Source organism: Comamonas sp. BIGb0124 (assembly GCF_003752175.1).
In the GTDB taxonomy this organism is placed as follows: Bacteria; Pseudomonadota; Gammaproteobacteria; order Burkholderiales; family Burkholderiaceae_C; genus Comamonas_F.
Genome location: NZ_RJVF01000016.1, coordinates 163,344 through 180,647, shown reverse-complemented (window position 1 = coordinate 180,647; position 17,304 = coordinate 163,344). Strand labels below are relative to the sequence as shown.

17 protein-coding genes are annotated in these 17,304 nt (G+C 67.7%); 5 read left to right on the top strand and 12 right to left on the bottom strand.

The window, feature by feature from the left end; genetic code table 11:
* Positions 1–152 precede the first annotated feature (152 nt).
* Positions 153–1,442, bottom strand: a complete 1,290-nt coding sequence (locus EC845_RS21765) for an RsmB/NOP family class I SAM-dependent RNA methyltransferase (protein WP_123300528.1) — start codon at positions 1,440–1,442, stop codon at positions 153–155.
* 16 nt (positions 1,443–1,458) lie between these two features.
* A complete protein-coding gene (gene purN, locus EC845_RS21760; RefSeq protein WP_123300526.1) occupies positions 1,459–2,040 on the bottom strand; it encodes a phosphoribosylglycinamide formyltransferase in 582 nt (193 codons plus the stop codon).
* Positions 2,041–2,258: 218 nt separating this feature from the next.
* Between purN and EC845_RS21755 the strand changes: the two genes are divergently transcribed.
* The 4 genes from EC845_RS21755 to EC845_RS21740 all read left to right on the top strand — a co-directional run bounded on the left by EC845_RS21755 (position 2,259) and on the right by EC845_RS21740 (position 6,094).
* The gene (locus EC845_RS21755) at positions 2,259–2,945 is read left to right on the top strand and encodes a YceH family protein (RefSeq protein ID WP_123300524.1); all 687 of its coding nucleotides are present in this window, start codon (positions 2,259–2,261) and stop codon (positions 2,943–2,945) included.
* A gap of 108 nt (positions 2,946–3,053) precedes the next feature.
* Entirely contained in the window at positions 3,054–4,010 is a 957-nt protein-coding gene (locus tag EC845_RS21750) for a LysR family transcriptional regulator (protein ID WP_233598217.1), read from the top strand.
* A gap of 85 nt (positions 4,011–4,095) precedes the next feature.
* Positions 4,096–5,070: a tripartite tricarboxylate transporter substrate binding protein gene (locus tag EC845_RS21745; RefSeq protein WP_123300522.1), complete on the top strand. Its 975-nt coding sequence runs from the start codon at positions 4,096–4,098 to the stop codon at positions 5,068–5,070.
* Between the two features lie 16 nt (positions 5,071–5,086).
* The gene (locus tag EC845_RS21740; protein ID WP_123300520.1) at positions 5,087–6,094 is read left to right on the top strand and encodes a 4-hydroxythreonine-4-phosphate dehydrogenase PdxA; all 1,008 of its coding nucleotides are present in this window, start codon (positions 5,087–5,089) and stop codon (positions 6,092–6,094) included.
* Between the two features lie 20 nt (positions 6,095–6,114).
* Here the strand turns inward: EC845_RS21740 and EC845_RS21735 are convergent, their stop codons facing one another.
* The 10 genes from EC845_RS21735 to EC845_RS21690 form a co-directional block, all read right to left on the bottom strand.
* Positions 6,115–6,540 (bottom strand): RNA-binding S4 domain-containing protein, encoded by a 426-nt coding sequence (locus tag EC845_RS21735; protein WP_123300519.1) that lies wholly within the window; start codon positions 6,538–6,540, stop codon positions 6,115–6,117.
* A 37-nt stretch (positions 6,541–6,577) separates the two neighbouring features.
* The gene (locus EC845_RS21730) at positions 6,578–6,970 is read right to left on the bottom strand and encodes an MAPEG family protein (protein WP_123300517.1); all 393 of its coding nucleotides are present in this window, start codon (positions 6,968–6,970) and stop codon (positions 6,578–6,580) included.
* A gap of 39 nt (positions 6,971–7,009) precedes the next feature.
* Entirely contained in the window at positions 7,010–8,293 is a 1,284-nt protein-coding gene (gene glcF, locus EC845_RS21725; RefSeq protein ID WP_123300515.1) for a glycolate oxidase subunit GlcF, read from the bottom strand.
* A 16-nt stretch (positions 8,294–8,309) separates the two neighbouring features.
* Positions 8,310–9,116: a YoaK family protein gene (locus tag EC845_RS21720; RefSeq protein ID WP_123300513.1), complete on the bottom strand. Its 807-nt coding sequence runs from the start codon at positions 9,114–9,116 to the stop codon at positions 8,310–8,312.
* A 12-nt stretch (positions 9,117–9,128) separates the two neighbouring features.
* Positions 9,129–10,313 carry a glycolate oxidase subunit GlcE gene (glcE, locus tag EC845_RS21715; protein ID WP_123300511.1) on the bottom strand — a complete coding sequence of 395 codons (1,185 nt, stop codon included), beginning with the start codon at positions 10,311–10,313 and terminating at the stop codon, positions 9,129–9,131.
* A 221-nt stretch (positions 10,314–10,534) separates the two neighbouring features.
* Positions 10,535–11,596, bottom strand: coding sequence for an SMP-30/gluconolactonase/LRE family protein (locus EC845_RS21710; RefSeq protein ID WP_123300509.1), 1,062 nt, complete (start codon positions 11,594–11,596; stop codon positions 10,535–10,537).
* A 59-nt stretch (positions 11,597–11,655) separates the two neighbouring features.
* Positions 11,656–12,561 carry an aldose 1-epimerase gene (locus EC845_RS21705; protein WP_158615751.1) on the bottom strand — a complete coding sequence of 302 codons (906 nt, stop codon included), beginning with the start codon at positions 12,559–12,561 and terminating at the stop codon, positions 11,656–11,658.
* Between the two features lie 266 nt (positions 12,562–12,827).
* A complete protein-coding gene (gene amt, locus EC845_RS21700) occupies positions 12,828–14,138 on the bottom strand; it encodes an ammonium transporter (protein WP_123300505.1) in 1,311 nt (436 codons plus the stop codon).
* 52 nt (positions 14,139–14,190) lie between these two features.
* The gene (glnK, locus tag EC845_RS21695) at positions 14,191–14,529 is read right to left on the bottom strand and encodes a P-II family nitrogen regulator (RefSeq protein WP_123300503.1); all 339 of its coding nucleotides are present in this window, start codon (positions 14,527–14,529) and stop codon (positions 14,191–14,193) included.
* Between the two features lie 57 nt (positions 14,530–14,586).
* Positions 14,587–15,294 carry a TorF family putative porin gene (locus EC845_RS21690; RefSeq protein WP_123300501.1) on the bottom strand — a complete coding sequence of 236 codons (708 nt, stop codon included), beginning with the start codon at positions 15,292–15,294 and terminating at the stop codon, positions 14,587–14,589.
* A gap of 404 nt (positions 15,295–15,698) precedes the next feature.
* Here EC845_RS21690 and EC845_RS21685 point away from each other — a divergent pair, with 404 nt between their 5' ends.
* Positions 15,699–17,285 (top strand): YifB family Mg chelatase-like AAA ATPase, encoded by a 1,587-nt coding sequence (locus tag EC845_RS21685; protein ID WP_123300499.1) that lies wholly within the window; start codon positions 15,699–15,701, stop codon positions 17,283–17,285.
* Positions 17,286–17,304: the final 19 nt, after the last annotated feature.

Below are 17,304 nucleotides of genomic sequence, written 5' to 3'. Positions count from 1 at the left end.
CACCCGGCATCGCAAAAAAAGCCAGGCCCTGACTGCGGCCTGCAGGACGGCATCGCGTCGCCCGGACGGGCACGCCGCGCGCCGCGACATCGTCGATTCTAGGCAACGTCGCCGTCGCTGTGAATCGGTAGAGGGACGGCAGCGCCGCGAACTCAGGCCTTGCGTTGCCAGACCGCGGCAAAGAAGCCGTCGGTGCCATGGCGCTGGGGCCACAGGCGCAGGTACTCGCCCGCTTCGCCGGCGCACAGATCCTGTGCCCCTTCGACCTTGAGTTCCGTCAGAAGTTCAGCCGCCGGCAGCAGTTCGAAGTCGGGGTGGGCCAGCGAGAAAGCGGCGGCGATGTCTTCGTTTTCGGCCGGCAGCACGCTGCAGGTGGCGTACACCAGGCGACCGCCGCCCTTGACGAGGCGGGCCGCCGAATCGAGGATGGCCGTCTGCTTGGCCACCAGTTCGAGCACCGCCTGGGGCGACTGGCGCCACTTCAGGTCGGGGTTGCGGCGCAGCGTCCCCAGGCCCGAGCAGGGCGCATCGACCAGCACCCGGTCCATCTTGCCGGCCAGGCGCTTGATGCGCTCGTCGCGCTCGTGGGCGATGGCTGCCGGGTGCACGTTCGACAGCCCGCTGCGCGCCAGGCGCGGCTTGAGCGCATCGAGACGGTGGGCCGACGTATCGAAGGCATAGAGGCGGCCGGTGCTGCGCATGGAGGCGCCGATGGCCAGGGTCTTGCCGCCCGCACCCGCGCAGAAATCCGCCACCATCTCGCCGCGCTTGGCGTCGAGCAGCAGAGCCAGCAGTTGGGAGCCTTCGTCCTGGACCTCGATGGCGCCGCTGGTGAAGGCTTCGAGCTTGGTCAGCGCGGGCTTGCCGTCGATGCGCAGCCCCCACGGCGAATACGGCGTGATCTGGCTCTGGATGCCGGCCTTGGCCAGGGCCTTCTGCACCTCGCTGCGTTTGGCCTTGAAGGTGTTGACGCGCAGGTCCAGCGGAGCGGCCGTGTTCACCACGTTGACATAGGACCAGAACCCGTCGGTGCCCAGTTGCGACTTGATCGGCTGCACCAGCCAGTCCGGCAGGTTGTGGCGGTGCAGGTCGAGCAGCGTGGAATCGGTGCGCACATCGACCTTGTCGCAGGCGTCGATCCAGGCTCTTTCGGCGTCGTTCAGGCCGCCCTTGAGGAAATCGCGCGGTCCGTGGAAGCCCAGGATGGCCAGGCGGCGCCATTTGCTGCCCGAGCCCTTGGGAGCACCCATCACCAGGGCTTCGTAGAGCGTCTTGCGCCGCAGCACGTTGTAGGCCGTCTCGGCCAGCGTGGCGCGCTCGCGCGGGCCGAGGGCCCGGTGCTCGCGAAAGAAGCGGGAGACGACCGAATCGGCAGGGTGGTCGAACTTGAGGACGAGTTCGACCAGTTCGCCGCAGATGTCGATGAGAGCTTGAGGATGCATGGTGTAGAGGTGTTTCTCAGAGTGTGCGGATCTTTTCGCGCACGGCGCGCGGATAGATCAGGTGTTCTTGGGTCAGCACGCGGGCGGCCAGCGTCTGCGCGGTGTCGCCCGGCAGGATCGGCACCGCCGCCTGGGCCAGGATCGGACCGTGGTCGAGTTCGGGCGTGACTTCGTGGACGGTGGCTCCGGCCAGCTTGCAACCGGCGTCGAGCGCACGCTGGTGCGTGCGCAGGCCGGCAAAAGCCGGCAGCAGCGACGGGTGGATGTTGAGCATGCGTTCCCGGTAGTGTGCAACAAAGCCCGGCGTGAGGATACGCATGAAGCCCGCCAGCACCACCAGCGTGGGCTGGTGACGGTCGATGGCGTGCTGCAGGGCGGCATCGAAGGCTTCGCGGCTGGCGTGCGCCGTGTGGTCGACCACGGCCGTCGCCAGGCCCCGGGCCGAGGCCCAGTCCAGCCCGGCCGCATCGGCGCGGTTGCTGAGCACGGCGTTGACTCGGGCGCCGTAGCGGCCCGCCCAGTCCTCGCGTTCGGCGGCCTCGACGATCGCAGCCATGTTGGAGCCGGTGCCGGATATCAGGATGACGATGTTTTTCATGGCATGCTTGGTTGACGCCGCCATGGACCGTCCATGAGCGGACGGCCCCGAGCCGGGTGCGCAAAGCGGACCCCGGCGGATGGCGGAGGCAGGATTATCCCAGCCTCCGCCCTCCGCCGGCCGCTAACCCTCGCCCGTCGCCTGCGGCCACGCCCCGGCGGCCCCTTCCGCCGGCCTTGCCTGCCCTGGGCCAACGCCCTGTCATCCGATACCTGCCCATGCCCGCTCTCCGTTCCCTGACCCCGCCCGAAGCCCGGGTGCTCGCCACCCTCATGGAGAAGGCGCGCACCGTGCCGGACAGCTATCCGTTGACCCTCAACAGCCTGCTGTCGGGCTGCAACCAGAAGACCAGCCGCCTGCCGATCATGAATCTCGACGAGACCGCTGCGCAGGAGGCGCTGTCCGGTCTGCGCCAGCTCAGCCTGGTGGTCGAGTCCAGCGGTGGCCGGGCCACCCGCTACGAACACAATTTCCAGCGCGGCGTCGGTGTGCCCGAGCAATCCGCCATCCTGCTGGCGCTGCTGATGTTGCGCGGCCCCCAGACGGCCGGCGAACTGCGCCTGAATGCCGAACGCTGGTACCGCTTCGCCGACATCTCGTCGGTCGAGGCCTTCCTGGACGAACTCGCCGAACGCAGCGAGGAAAAAGGCGGCCCGCTGGTGCTGCAACTGCCGCGCGCTCCCGGTGCCCGCGAACAACGCTGGGCCCATCTGCTGTGCGGGCCGGTCGACACCACGGCCCTCGCGGACGCGGCCGGCGCGGCGGGCGATGCCGATGGCAGCCAGGCCGAGCTGCGCCGCCGCGTCGCGGCGCTCGAAGCAGAGCTGCAGTCGCTGCAAGGCGTGGTGCAGGCGTTGTGCGATCAGCTGGGGGTGAAGGCCACCGACCTTCCGGGCTCCACGTAAGCCCCGATGGCTGGCGGGATCGCCGGTCGCAACAATCGCCGCATGCCGTCACGTCCCCGAGTTCCACCTTTCCGTGCACAGCACCTGACACCGCCTTTTGTGCCCCCCGTGCCACCTGCGGCAAAAAACGCCGAGACCGATGGCTGGCCCGGCAACGTTCACTTCGACCTCGTCACGGTTCGGCTGTTCATCGAGACAGCCGAAACCGGAAACATCACACGCGCAGCCGAACGCCTGCCGCTGGCCGTGGCTGCCGCCTCGCGCCGGCTCAAGGAGCTGGAACAGCAGTTCGGCGTACCCCTGTTTCAGCGCATGCCGCACGGCATGGCGTTGACGGCAGCGGGGAGCGCCTTGCTCGCCCACGCCCGCACCGTGGCCCATGCGGTATCGCGCATGCGGGACGATGCACAGGCCTTTCGGCACGGAACCCAGGGCGTTGTCCGCATCGCCGCCTGCACATCGGCTGTGCTGCAGTTCCTGCCGCAAGACCTTCAGCAGTGCCATTCCCGGTACCCCGGCATCAAGATCGATCTGCAGGAACTCAACAGCCAAGGCGTGCTGCAGTCGCTGGCACGCGGCTTGGCCGATATCGGCATCTTCGAGAGCACTGCCGGCACCCTGCCCCTGCCGACACGGCCCTACCACCACGACCGCCTGGCCCTGGTGGTGCATCGCCACGACGCGTTGGCCTCGTTGCGCGACGTGGCCCTGGACGACTTCATCCAGCGCGATCTGATCGGATTGACCGAGGGCTCGGCCATCTCCACTACCCTGTACCGCCTGGCTGCGCAAGCCCGCCGGACCTTGCGCATGCGCATACGCGTCGGCAGCTTCGACAGCATGGTCGCCATGATCGCCCAGGGCGTGGGGATCGGGGTGATGCCCCACGCCGTGGCGCAGTCGTTCATGCCAGGCCATGCCGTGCACGCATTGGCCATTACCGGTGAGTGGCCCCAGCGACATTTCCTGCTCGGCCATCAGATCGGCACCGCGTTAGCCACGGCTGCGACGGCCGTGATTTCACTGCTGACGCCTGGGTGTACCCAAACCACGAATCCTGATTGAAGAAAACGGCGATGGATGCGCTGAACGTGTGGTTCTAAAGTGCCCTCAGGCACCCAACCAACACACGATTCAGAGGAGACTGACCATGATCGCTGCGCATGCGCGACGGCTCGCACTCGCCGTTGCACTGACCCATACCGTCCCCGTCGCACTGGCCCAGGAAGCCTGGCCGAGCAGGCCCGTGCATATCAACGTCGGGGCGTCGCCGGGAGGTGGCACCGACAGGGTTGCACGGCTGTTGGCCGAACGCCTCGGCTCACTGCTCGGTCAGTCCGTGATCGTCGACAACCGGCCCGGTGCGGCCAACACCATTGCGGCCGATCTGACAGCCAGGGCGCCGGCCGATGGCTACACCCTGCTGGTCGCGACCAACTCCCCCCAGGTCATCGCACCCCACCTGATGAAACTGGGATTCGACCCGCTGCGCCAGCTCACGCCCATCGGCATGGTGATGGTGGTGCCCCACGTGCTGATCGTGCCCGACTCGTCGGGCTTCCAAGACGTCGGCGGGCTGCTGGCCGAACTGAAGGCACGACCCGAGGGCTTGCGGTACGCATCGTCTGGCATCGGCAGCGTGCAGCACATCGCCGGGGAACTGTTCATGGCGGCCACCGGCACCCGCCTGATCCATGTGCCCTACAAGGGCAGCGCGCAGGCGCATCAGGACATCCTGTCCGGTCAGGTCGAGCTCATGCTCGACACCAGCTCTTCGGCCATGGCACTGATCAAATCCGGCAAATTCCGCGCCCTGGCCGTCACCACCGCACAACGCAGCGACGAACTGCCGCATGTGCCGACGCTGGACGAACTGGGCATCAACGGCGCCGAGATGAGCACATGGTATGCACTTTATGCACCCACGGCGACGCCGTCACATGTGCTGGAACGCCTGGAGCGGATGCTCGACACCATCCTGCGTTCACCCACCGTGCAAGTGAATCTCAAGGCCATGGGCGGCAGCCCATCCACACTGAGTCGCGAGCAGTTCATCGTCCGGCAGTCCGCCGATTTCGACCGCTTCGGCGCCCTCATCCGCCAACAGCACCTCACCCTCGACTGACCGGGAGCGCCTTACCATGATTCCACGCATTGCACTGACACTGGGCGACCCTGCCGGCATCGGCCCCGAAATCGTCACCCGACTGCTGGCCGACCCGGCGAACCGCCGGCGTGCAGACATCCTGTTGATTGCCAGCGACAGCGCACTGCAGGCAGGTGCAAAAGCTGCAGGCCTGGCGCCGATACAACCCGGTGATGGCCTGCAGATGATGAACTGGGACGGACGCAGCGCCAGCCTGCCGCCCGCCGAAACCAGTGCGGCCAACGGCCGCCACATGCTCGACAGTCTGACCCTCGGGGCCTGGCTGGTGGAACGTGGGTTGGCCGATGCCCTGTGTTTTGCGCCTCTCAACAAAAGCGCGCTGCGCCTGGGCGGCATGGCCGAGGAAGACGAGCTGCGCTGGTTTGCCCAGTTGCTGCGCCATTCAGGGCCTTGCGGCGAATTCAACGTGCTGGGGCCGCTTTGGACCGCACGCGTGACGTCGCACGTACCGCTGAGTGCAGTATCCGGCTTGCTGACGGCACACGGTGTGGCCGAGGCAATCCGCATGCTCACCGAGGCCTTGCGCGCTGCCGGCACGCCTCGCCCGCGCATCGGCGTGTGCGGACTCAATCCCCACAACGGCGACAACGGCAACTATGGCGACGAAGAAAGCCGTGTCATCACGCCGGGCATGGCCCTGGCGCATGAGCTCGGATATGCCGCACAGGGCCCCTATCCTGCCGATACGATCTTCGTCCGGGCACGGAAAGGTCAATTCGACGGCATCGTGACGATGTACCACGACCAGGGCCAGATCGCCACCAAGTTGCTGGGCTTCGACATCGGTGTGACGGTGGAGGGCGGATTGCCCATCCCCATCACCACACCCGCACACGGCACGGCCTACGACATCGTCGGCCAGGGCACGGCTCAGGCCACCGCCATGGGGCACGCGTTCGAACTGGCCTGCCGCATGGGCCTCAGCCGCCGCATGGGCTCTGCCGCGATATGGGACGACCTGGCAGCCACGGCAACCCACTGAACGGCCAAGGTGAACCCCGGCTAGATCTGCGCCGACCAGCGATGCCCCCAGGCATCGTCGGGCCTGTCGTTGTCGCGCACCCGGTCGAGCTGCCGGCGGTCTCGTTTGGTGGGGCGCCCATCGGACAGGCTGTGGCCGGGCTCGGGTGCCAGGCGCCGCTGCTGGGCGGCGGCCTCGCGGGCGGCGATGCTGTCGGCGGTTTCCGAGTAGAGCTTCTGAGCCTCGGGCGCGGGGCCGCGCATCAGGCTCAGGCCCTGCACGTGCAGGACACGGGTGACGCCGCCCTGCTGGAGGCTGACTTCGTCGCCCGGCTTGACTTCGCGCGAGGGTTTGGCCGCCTGGCCATTGACCTTGACACGCCCATGATCGATCTCGTCGACCGCCAGTCGACGGGTCTTGTAGAAACGCGCGGCCCAGAGCCACTTGTCGATACGTTGTTTGTCCATCAAATCAGCAGGGATCGATAGGGAAGAATGAAAAAACTCAGGACACGAGAGCCGCCAGCACCAGCAGCAGGCCGCCGACCGACACCACCCAGGCCAGCGAGCGCAGGTAGGGCACGCCGCAGGCATACAGCGGCACGTAGACGATGCGCGACCCGAGATAGAGCGACACACCCCAGGCGGTCAGCGCGCCTTCGCGGCCGGCCACATGCGCGATGAGCACGGCAGCGGCAAAGAGCGGCAGGGTTTCGAAGAGATTGTTTTGGGCACGGCGCAGCCGGGCGGTGACACGCCCGACCGGCGGTCCGTCTTCGTCGCGCGGACCCGCGTTGTAGGCCAGCCCGGTTTCCCGGTTGCGCCAGGCAGCAGGCAGAAGAACCTGCACGAGCGCGAGGACCAGAGTCCAGCCCAGTACCGTCAACTCAAACGTCATCGGTCAGAACCACGGCAGTTGATGTGCAACCATTGTGCATCAGTGCCGAACCAAGTCCAAGCCCCCCGTGCCCCGGGCGGCGCCGGCCCCCGCCGCGCCGGGGTCTTCGGCCATTGCATCGTCGAGCACTTCGACCCAGTGGCGCACCGGCAACGCCGTGCCGCCCTGCAGGTGGCCGATGCAGCCGATGTTGGCGGAGATGATGATCTCGGGCTCGAGCGCGGCCAGATGGCCCAGTTTGCGATCGCGCAACTGACCGGCCAGGGCGGGCTGCAGGATGGAATAGGTGCCCGCCGAGCCACAGCACAGGTGAGACTCGCCGGCGGCCAGGCGAACCTCGAAACCCAGCGCCGCAAGATGGCGCTCGACGCCGCCACGCAGTTGCTGTCCATGCTGCAGGGTGCACGGCGGGTGGAAAGCCAGCCGTCGGCCCCGCCCCCGGACGCGTCCGTCCAGCGCACCGGCCAGGTCGGGCAGCAGTTCGCTGAGGTCGCACGTGAGGGCACTGATGCGCGCCGCCTTGTCGGCATAGGCGGGATCGTGGCGCAGCAGATGGCCGTAGTCGCGAACCAGGGCGCCGCAGCCCGAGGCATTCATGACGATGGCCTCGACATCGGCCACGTGGGGCCACCAGGCATCGATGTTGGCGCGCATCTGGGCCAGGCCGCCGGGCTGGTCGTCGAGGTGGAACTTGATGGCGCCGCAGCAGCCTGCGGCGGGAGCGACCCGCACCTCGATGCCGGCGGCATCGAGCACACGGGCGGTGGCGACGTTGATGTTGGGCATCATCGCGGGCTGCACGCAGCCGGCCAGCAGCAGCACCTTGCGGGTGTACCGTGCCGTGGGCCACGGCCGAGACGGCCGGCGCGGCGGCACCTTGGCACGCCAGGCGGCCGGCAGCCAACCACGCACGCCCTGTCCGAGCCGCATGGCCAGGCCGAACCAGGGCGAAGTCAGGCCCTCGCGCAGGGCCCAGCGCTGCATGCGTTCGGGCCAGGGACGCGGCACGCGCTCATCGACCGCCTGGCGGCCGATGTCGACCAGGTGGCCGTATTGCACGCCGCTGGGGCAGGTGGTCTCGCAGTTGCGGCAGGTCAGGCAGCGGTCGAGATGCAGTTGCGTCTCGCGTGTCGGCGCATGGCCTTCGAGCACCTGCTTGATCAGGTAGATGCGCCCGCGCGGCCCGTCGAGCTCGTCGCCCAGCAACTGGTACGTGGGACAGGTGGCGGTGCAGAAGCCGCAGTGCACGCATTTGCGCAGGATGGCCTCGGCCTCCTGCCCGGCGGCGCTGCCCAGAAACGCGGGCGAAAGGTGGGTCTGCATGGCGGGCCTCCTGGGGTCAGTCCAGCCCGGTGCGGCGGCGCTGGAGGCGCAGCCACAGCCACAGCCGGGGCATCAGCCGATGTTTGCGGGCATCGTCGAGCAGCGTGGGCAGCGACAGCAGCAGCAAGATGAGCGCCAGCGGCACGATGGTGATGAAGCCGAGCAGCTTGAAACCGGTCGCGCCGTACAGCCCGCCCAGCACGAACATGCCGAGCAGCGACCCCAGCAACTGCAGCTTGCTGCGGTTGGCCTGGACACGCCGGCCGGGCACGGTGGCACGGTTCCAGTACAGCATCTTGCCGAGTTCCATGCCCAGATCGGTGATCACGCCCGTCATGTGCGTGGTGCGGATGAGCGAGGACGAGGCCTTGCTCATCAACGCGTTCTGCAAACCCATGATGTAGGCCAGCAAGGGCACGATGAGGGGAATGGCAAACGGCGTGGGACGCTGCGCGATCAGCCCGCCGATCAGGCCGAAGACCAGCATCAGCAGGGCTTCGAGGGCCAGGGGCAGCGCGTATTCGCTGCGCAGTTGCTGGCGCCGCGCGCCGTGCACCAGCAGGCCGGTGGTGGCCGCGCCGCAGATGAAGAACAGCAGCGCTCCGACGGCGGCGAGCAACAGCGTCATCTGACCCATGACCAGGCTGTCGACGAACATGGCGACGAAGCCCGTCATGTGCGAGGTGTACATGTGCACGATCAGGAAACCGCCCGCGTTGATGGCCCCGGCATTGAAGGCCAGCAAGGCGCCCAGCAGCCAGTTCATGCGGGGCGTGCGGTGCTGACCCGTGAGCAGCAGCAGATGACGAAGGACATGCGGCATGGCGGGCGGCTTTCAGGGGGTGAGGCCCAGCCGGCCGCGGTCGAACACGCCATGCGGGTCGAACGACTGCTGCAGACGCTGCTGGATACGGACCAGCACGGCGGACTGGGGCTGAAAAAAAGACAGGCCGGGCACCGGGCCACCGGCAAACCGGGTGGCATGTCCGCCCAGGGCCTGGACCTGGCTGCGCAGGTGGGGCGCGGCCTCGTCGCCCGCCCATAACCAGCGCTGGGCACCATGCCACTCGACCAACACAGGGGCGCCAGAGGCACCGCACCAGCCCGTGGCAGGCGCAGTCTGGGGCAAGGACAGGCGCCACAGCGCCCAGTCCGGCGAGGGCGCTGCGAAGGCCGGCATGCGGTGCTCGCGCAGGCCCTGCCACAGGGCCGCAGCCGCGGCGTCGTCGAGCCGCGACCCGCCCTGGCGCGCGAGCTGGGCGACGGCTGCCGCGACAGCCGCCTGGGCGCCCGCCAGACGCAGCAGCAGCGTGCCGCCGCCCTGCCCGGCCACCGGGCCACCCTCGGGAGCGACCGTGTCGTCGAACCAGGCACTGGCATTCAGCGGCAAGGGCTGGCCGCCCCAGCGGTTGAGGGTGTCGAGGGCCTGTTGCTGCCCGAGTGCAAAGGACAGCGTGGCCGTGGCCGGCGGACGCGGCATCACCTTGAGGGACACCTCGGCAATCAGGCCGAGCGTGCCCAAGGAACCGGCCAGCAGGCGGGACACGTCGTAGCCGGCCACGTTTTTCATCACCTGTCCGCCGAAATGCAGGACCTGCCCTCGGCCATCGACCAGCACCGCACCCAGCACAAAATCCCGGACCGCCCCGGCGCTGGCCCGTGCCGGTCCGCTCAGACCGGCCGCGACCATGCCGCCCACCGTGGCAACCGCCCCACCCGGTCCTTGAAAATGCGGGGGTTCGAAAGGCAGGTACTGTCCGCTTTCGGCCAGAGCGGCTTCGAGTTCGGCCAGGGGCGTGCCTGCGCGTGCCGTGATCACCAGTTCGGAAGGGTCGTAGCTGACGATGCCGGCGATCGCGCGGCTGTCGAGGATTTCGCCGCGCGGCGCTTCGCCGTAGGAATCCTTGGAGCCACCGCCGCGGATACGCAGAACCCGGCCCTCGCGGGCGGCATCGCGGATGGATTCCACACACGACCGCAGACCGGCGTCTGCGCCTGGCGGAACAGCGGCATCGCTCATGGCGGACATGTTCTCCTGTCTCGGATCGATGGGTGCGGGTCGCCCGATGCCAAGCATCCGGCTGGTGTCTCAGGGCCTCATGGTCTCACGCGGCACGGCTCGCCGGCCGGATTCACGATGTTTTGTATCGGACATCGGCAGCGGCTCCGGGAATACACCCCCCGGGCCCGGCGTCCCTTCACCGGCCTGCAGCCGGCGTTGGTGCGGCAGAGCCGCAGATCTCAGGCCCGCGCCGGTCCGAAGTCGCAGGTCGCGACCGGCAGGCCCGGCTCGTCGACCCGCAGCGCGATCACATGGCCGGTGTGCGGCATGCGCCGGCGCTCGTCGTCGCTGCGGCCCTTGCTGGCACTGGTCACGAACAGCGTCCGCCCGTCGGCCCCGCCCAGGCAGGGCATGGTGGGGCACTGTACCGGCAGGTGATAGACCGCGGCGAGTTCGCCACGCGGCGTGAATTTCAGCACCCGGGCACCCTCGAACATCGCCACGTAGTAGTGCCCGGTCCGGTCGACCGTGGCACCGTCGGGCCGGCCCAGGTAGCCGGGCTGCCCCGGCTGCCAGCCGTCGGGTTTTTCGGGGAAACGCAGGAACTCGCGATGGTTGCGCAGGGTGTTGGTACGCCCGTCCCAGTCCCAGCGGTAGACCGCGTGCGCGGCGGTATCGGCCCAGTAGACCGCATCGCCTTCGGGCGACCAGGCCAGGCCGTTGGCGGTGATGGCGTTGCCGGCCTTCAGTTCGACCCAGGGTTTGCCGTCGCGAAGATCGACGCTGTAGAGCTCGGCCCGGCGCGAGGTCTTCGGTTCGAACAGCGTGCCGGCCCAGAACCGGCCCGACGGATCGCACTTGCCGTCGTTGAACCGCATGGTCGAGGGGTCGTAGTTCAACTGGACGATCCGCTCGAGCGCGCCGCCCCAGGCCGCGGCCCGGTAGATGCCGTCGCGCATGCCGAGGATCCAGCCGCCCTGCCGCACCGGGGCGAAGCAGCCGGCTTCCTGCGGCAGGGGCCAGCGTTCGGGTTCGGCGAGCACCAGCCCGTCCGCGCCCGCTTGCAGGCTGGCGCGCAGGGCCTGGCGCCCGGGGATGTCGAGCCAGTAGAGCCGCTGCTCGTCGGCGCTCCAGTAGGGGGATTCACCCAGGGCGTCGGCCTGCGGCGCAGCCGGCGTCCAGGCCTCGGCCGGATACTGGCGCACGCCGGGGCCGATCCGTGCGGACACCTCGGCGGGTGCCCAGCCGCCCTGCGGCGCCGTGGAGGGATGGGAAGAGGTCAATGCAGTCGGTAGAGCCATGCGGTCTATTTGAACGCAAATCGGAGCCGCTATCGCGTCAGGCCCGGGGCCGAGTGCTGTCAGACCCGGTCGATATCCCAGGTGACCGTGATGCTGCAAGCCTGTCCGGGTTCGAGCACCCGCATGCCCAGCGCCTGCACGGGCCGGGCCGGGGTCTGCAGGGCCAGCGCGTTGTTGACGTGGCTCACGGGTTCGATCGCCACGAAGGGCTTGTCCTCGCTCGTGAAGATCACCAGCCGCGAGACCGAGGCCCGGGTGCGCACGCGCATCAGCTCGTCGCGCAGATCGACCACGCCGGGCCAGCCCTCGAAGCAATGATCGACTTCGAGGAACGCACAGTTGGCATCGATGCCGTGTGCGGCATGGCTGTGCGTGGGCAGCATGTCCTCGCCCATCTCCCAGCGCGCCGTGGCCTCGAAGGCGATCCGGCTGCGGGTCCGTTTGGTGAAGTAGGGGTGCAGGCCCAGACCGGCCGGGCAAGGCCGCACGTCGCGGTTGACCATGCCGAGGGTGAGCGTGACCCGTCCGTCGTGCTGGGAGCCGGCAGGATCGCGTCCGGCCAGCGGCGACTCCAGCGTCACGGTCTGGGTGGCGTCGAAGGCAAAGGGCCAGGCACGATCGGGGGTGTGGCTGTAGGCCATGGCCACGCGGTGCGGCTCCTGCTCGGTCACCGTCCAGGGCCGTTGCCAGCCGACGCCGTGGATCGCATGGGGGCCGGGCGGCGTGGATTCGAGTTCGTAGGTCTGGCCCTCCCATTCGAGGCGGGCCTGGCCGATGCGGTTCGAAAACGGCACCAGCGGAAAGCAGCCGCCCTGCCTGGGGTTGTCCATGGCGAGCGCATCGGTCGAGCGCAGCACGGCGACGGGCCCCAGCCACAACCCCGCAATGGCAGCGCCCAGGTCGGGCCGCAGGTCGCATCGCAACTCACCGCAGGCCAGATTCACAACCGAGGGGGAAGATGTCATGGCTGTCTCCTTGTCATGTTTGTTTGTCCATTCGTCGCCGGCCGACGTCCAGCCGATTCTTGCACAGCATGGCGGGCTTGGCGCCTGTGGCCGGCCCGCAGGCGGCACGACTTGCACCGTCCTGGGCAAACTCACCCGCATGCAGTGCGGTTCGCCCAAAGTTGGGGACAAAAAAAGGCCCGCCGAAGCGGGCCGAACATCCAAAGGAGACTATCAGGAACAGATAAGCAGGATTCGGGCCAACCCTTGCCTGCCTGTTCTCGGGTTTAGCGTGTGTAGGCGGTTTCGCCGTGCGAGGTGATATCCAGACCTTCGCGTTCGGCTTCCTGCGAGACACGCAGACCAACCGTCAGATCGGCGATCTTGTAGGCGATGAATGCCACCACGGCAGACCACACGATGGTGATCAGCACGCTCTTGACCTGGATCAGCACTTGAGCGCCCATGGCGAAGGTTTCGGGGGTCAGGCCACCGGTTCCGCCCAGGCCGGGTGCAGCGAACACACCGGTCAGGATGGCGCCGACGATACCGCCGACACCGTGCACGCCGAACACGTCGAACGCGTCGTCGGCACCCAGCATGCGCTTGAGGCCACCGACGCCCCACAGGCAGACGACACCGGCGATCAGGCCCAGAACGATGGAGCCCATGGGACCCACGAAGCCGGCGGCAGGCGTCACGGCGACCAGACCGGCCACGGCACCCGAGGCAGCACCCAGCATGGAGGCCTTGCCCTTGTGCAGCGCTTCGCCGGCGATCCAGCTCAGCGTGGCAGCCGAGGTGGCCAGCACGGTGTTGATGAAGGCCAGGCCGGCACCGCCGTTGGCAGCACCTGCGGAGCCGGCGTTGAAGCCGAACCAGCCCACCCACAGCAGCGAGGCGCCCACCATGGTCAGCGTCAGGCTGTGCGGGGTGAAGGCTTCCTTGCCGTAGCCCAGGCGCTTGCCGATGACGTAGGCACCCACCAGACCGGCCACGCCGGCGTTGATGTGCACCACGGTGCCGCCCGCGAAGTCGAGCGCGCCGTCACCGCCCAGCAGACCGCCGCCCCACACCATGTGGGCGATCGGGATGTAGCTGAAGGTGAACCACAGGATGGAGAAGATCACCACGGCGGAGAACTTGATGCGCTCGGCAAAGGAGCCGACGATCAGGGCGGTGGTGATGGCTGCGAAGGTGCCCTGGAAGGCCACGAACACATATTCGGGAATGGTCTTGAGCACGGCCGACAGGGTGTCGGGGGTGATGCCCGAGAGGAACAGCGCGCCGAAGCCGCCGAAGAAGGTGCCTTCGCCCACGAATGTCAGCGAGAAACCATAGATGGCCCACAACAGCGAGATCAGCGAGAACACCACAAAAACCTGCATCAGCACGGACAGCATGTTCTTGGAGCGGCCCAGGCCGCCGTAGAACAGCGCCAGGCCGGGGATGGTCATCAGGATGACCAGCAGGGTGGAGGTCAGCATCCAGGCGGTATCGCCAGAATCCAGCGCCGGGGCGGCGTCCTGCGCCATCGCCAGGCCGCTAGCGCCCAGCAGTCCCATGCCCAGCAGGGACATAACAAGCTTTTTCGTCATGACTAAAAATCTTCCTTCGTAGATGGTCTGTGCGGTAGGCCGACGCGGCGGCTTACAGCGCTTCCTTGCCGGTTTCGCCAGTGCGGATGCGGACCACCTGCTCCAGCTCGTACACAAAAATCTTGCCGTCGCCGATCTTGCCGGTGCGCGCGGCACTTTCGATGGCCTCGATCACACGATCGACCACGTCTTCGGAGACCGCGGCTTCGATCTTCACCTTGGGCAGGAAGTCGACCACGTATTCGGCGCCACGGTAGAGCTCCGTGTGGCCCTTCTGGCGACCAAAACCCTTGACCTCGGTCACGGTGATGCCTTGCACCCCGATCGCCGAGAGGGCTTCGCGAACTTCGTCAAGCTTGAACGGCTTGATCACAGCGGCAATAAGTTTCATTGTTCACCTCTACTAGATTTAACTGGGCAAGGCCGCCGGCACCGGCGGCCATCCACATCACAGGGTCTTGCTGACCGTCACGATGAAACGGTTCTTGTTGACACCGGGATAGCTGTCGCGCTTGTTGCCGCCATACAGGCCGCCGGCCACCGCAAAGCCTTCGCCCAGGTCGTAGCCCAGACCAACGCCGTAGTCGAAGTAACGCACGGCACCGTTGTCCTTGGCGTCGTTGGAGAAGCGGGTGTAGCCCACGGCAGCCTTCAGCGTCAGCTTGGGTGCGATTTCCTGTGCATAAGCCAGGTTCAGGTAACCGGTGTGACGGCCGTCTTCCACGCCGAAGTACTTCTTGCTCACGGTGTGCGAGTACTTCAGGGTGAAGGCGGTCCAGGTCAGGGCACCGTACAGTTCACCGGTGTTGGCCGAGCCGGCGCCGGAGTACAGGTAGGCCAGCGCGCCCACGTCGTAGGTCAGGCCGTTGCCCAGGTCACCCTTGAAACCGCCGTAGACGTCGGTTTCGAGGCTGTTGTTCTCGAGCCAGTCGACCGACGAGTTCCAGTTACCGACGTAGAAGCCGTTGCTGAAGGCGTAGTCGAAACCGCCCTGGAGCGCCGGCTTGACGGTCTTGTCCTTGGAAACGTCTTGGTCCTGACCGCGGAACTTGTAGTTGCTGGTCAAAGCGACATTGCCCGAGAGCTGGGCCGATGCCACGACGGGCAAGCCAGCGAGAGTCATAACCGAGGCAACTGCCAGCACGATTCTTTTCATAAATAACTCCTGCTCCAGATATATACGTATTAGTGATGGTGGGTGCGAATTCACGCCCCCACCACTTCAGCAGGAACCGTGCCAGACAAAACCTACAAAACGGGACACGGGGCCAGCGTTGCCTTTTTTGGAAAGCCCGTGGAACTTTTCGGCATGCACCGGCTTGGGTCGGCCTAAACCCCCGCGACATCAGCACCATGATGGTGCGCACCTCCCCACAAACGGGCAAATCCTCGGGAAATGCCGGAATTGATCTGATTTGGTGCGCCTCGCCACCGGCCGCTGTCGTCACTCTTGGTGCATGGCGGCATCAAACGCAAGGGAATGCCAGGAACCGCCATCGAACGGCCGGCCGTTTCCCGCTTTCCAAGATGCTTCGCCGTCAGTCGTGAAGGAGATGTGCCATGGATGTGGCCGTGATCAAGAGTCGTGCGTTGCGCGGCCTGGATGCCATACCCGTCACCGTCGAGGTGCATCTGGCCAACGGCCTGCCCTGCCTGACGCTGGTGGGCTTGGCCGACACCGAAGTCAAGGAAGCGCGTGAACGGGTACGCGCCGCGCTGCAGAGCTGCGGGCTCGAACTGCCTTTCAACAAACGCATCACCATCAACCTCGCGCCCGCCGATCTGCCCAAGAACAGCGGCGGGTTCGACCTGCCGCTGGCAGTGGGCCTGCTCACGGCCTGCGGCTGGCTCGATGCGGCGCGGGTGGCCGGCTACGAGTTCGCGGGCGAACTGTCGCTCACCGGCGATCTGCGCCCGACACGCGGTGCGCTGATCATGGCGCTGGCCCTGCACCGCATGCCCGAGCCCCCGGCGGCCCCCAGCCTGGTCCTGCCCCTGCACAGCGCGCACGAAGCGGCCCGGGTGCCGAATGCCCGCGTCTTCGGGGTGGGCCACCTGCTCGACGTGGTCGCCCATTTCGTCCAGGATCCCCTGCGCGACGACCTGCCACCGGCGCTGGCCGAACGCATCCAGAACCCGGGGCACGGTTGGCAGCGGATCCAGCCGGCCGCGGCCCGGCCTGCCGCAGAATCGTTGGACGGTGCGGATCTGAGCGAGGTCAAGGGCCAGCCGACGGCCCGGCGTGCACTGGAAATCGCCGCCGCGGGCGGACATGGCCTGCTGCTGGTGGGACCGCCGGGCACGGGCAAATCGATGCTGGCCCACCGGTTTGCCGGCCTGCTGCCGCCGATGTCGCTCGACGAAGCGCTGGAGGCCGCGGCCGTGGCCAGCCTGAACGGTCCGCTGGACGCCGCGCAGTGGATGCGCCGCCCCACGGCCAGCCCCCACCACTCGGCCAGCGCAGTGGCATTGGTAGGCGGCGCCTCGCCACCCCGGCCCGGCGAGATTTCGAAGGCGCACAACGGCGTGCTCTTTCTCGACGAGCTGCCGGAGTTTCCGCGATCGGCCCTCGAGGCCTTGCGAGAGCCGCTGGAAAACGGCTATATCCGCATCGTGCGCGCTGCGCGAAGCGCCGAATTCCCTGCCCGCTTCCAGCTCATCGCCGCCATGAACCCCTGCCCTTGCGGCTACCGGGGCAGCACGGTGCCCAGCCACCCGCCCTGCCGCTGCAGCCCCGACAGCATCCTGCGTTACCAGGGCCGCCTGTCGGGGCCGCTGCTCGACCGCATCGACATGCACGTCGAGGTCCAGCCGGTCTGCCACGGCGCCTTGCTGTCCGCGACGCGGGGCGAAGACAGCAACACGGTGCGGCAGCGTGTGGTGCAGGCCCATGCGCGGGCCCTGGCGCGTCAGGGACAGGCCAATCAATGGCTGGCCGGCGCGGCGCTCGACCGGCACGCTCAGGCCACGGCCGATGCGTGCCGTCTGCTCGAAGCGTCGGCCACGCGCCTGGGTTGGTCGGGACGCGGCCTGCACCGGGCCCTGAAGGTGGCACGCACCATCGCCGATCTGGCAGGCTGCACCGAGGTGCAGGCGGTGCATGTGGCCGAGGCGGTGCAGCTCAGGCGCGTGATGAAAAGCGAGTGAGCGGCCGCAGCCGCGCCCC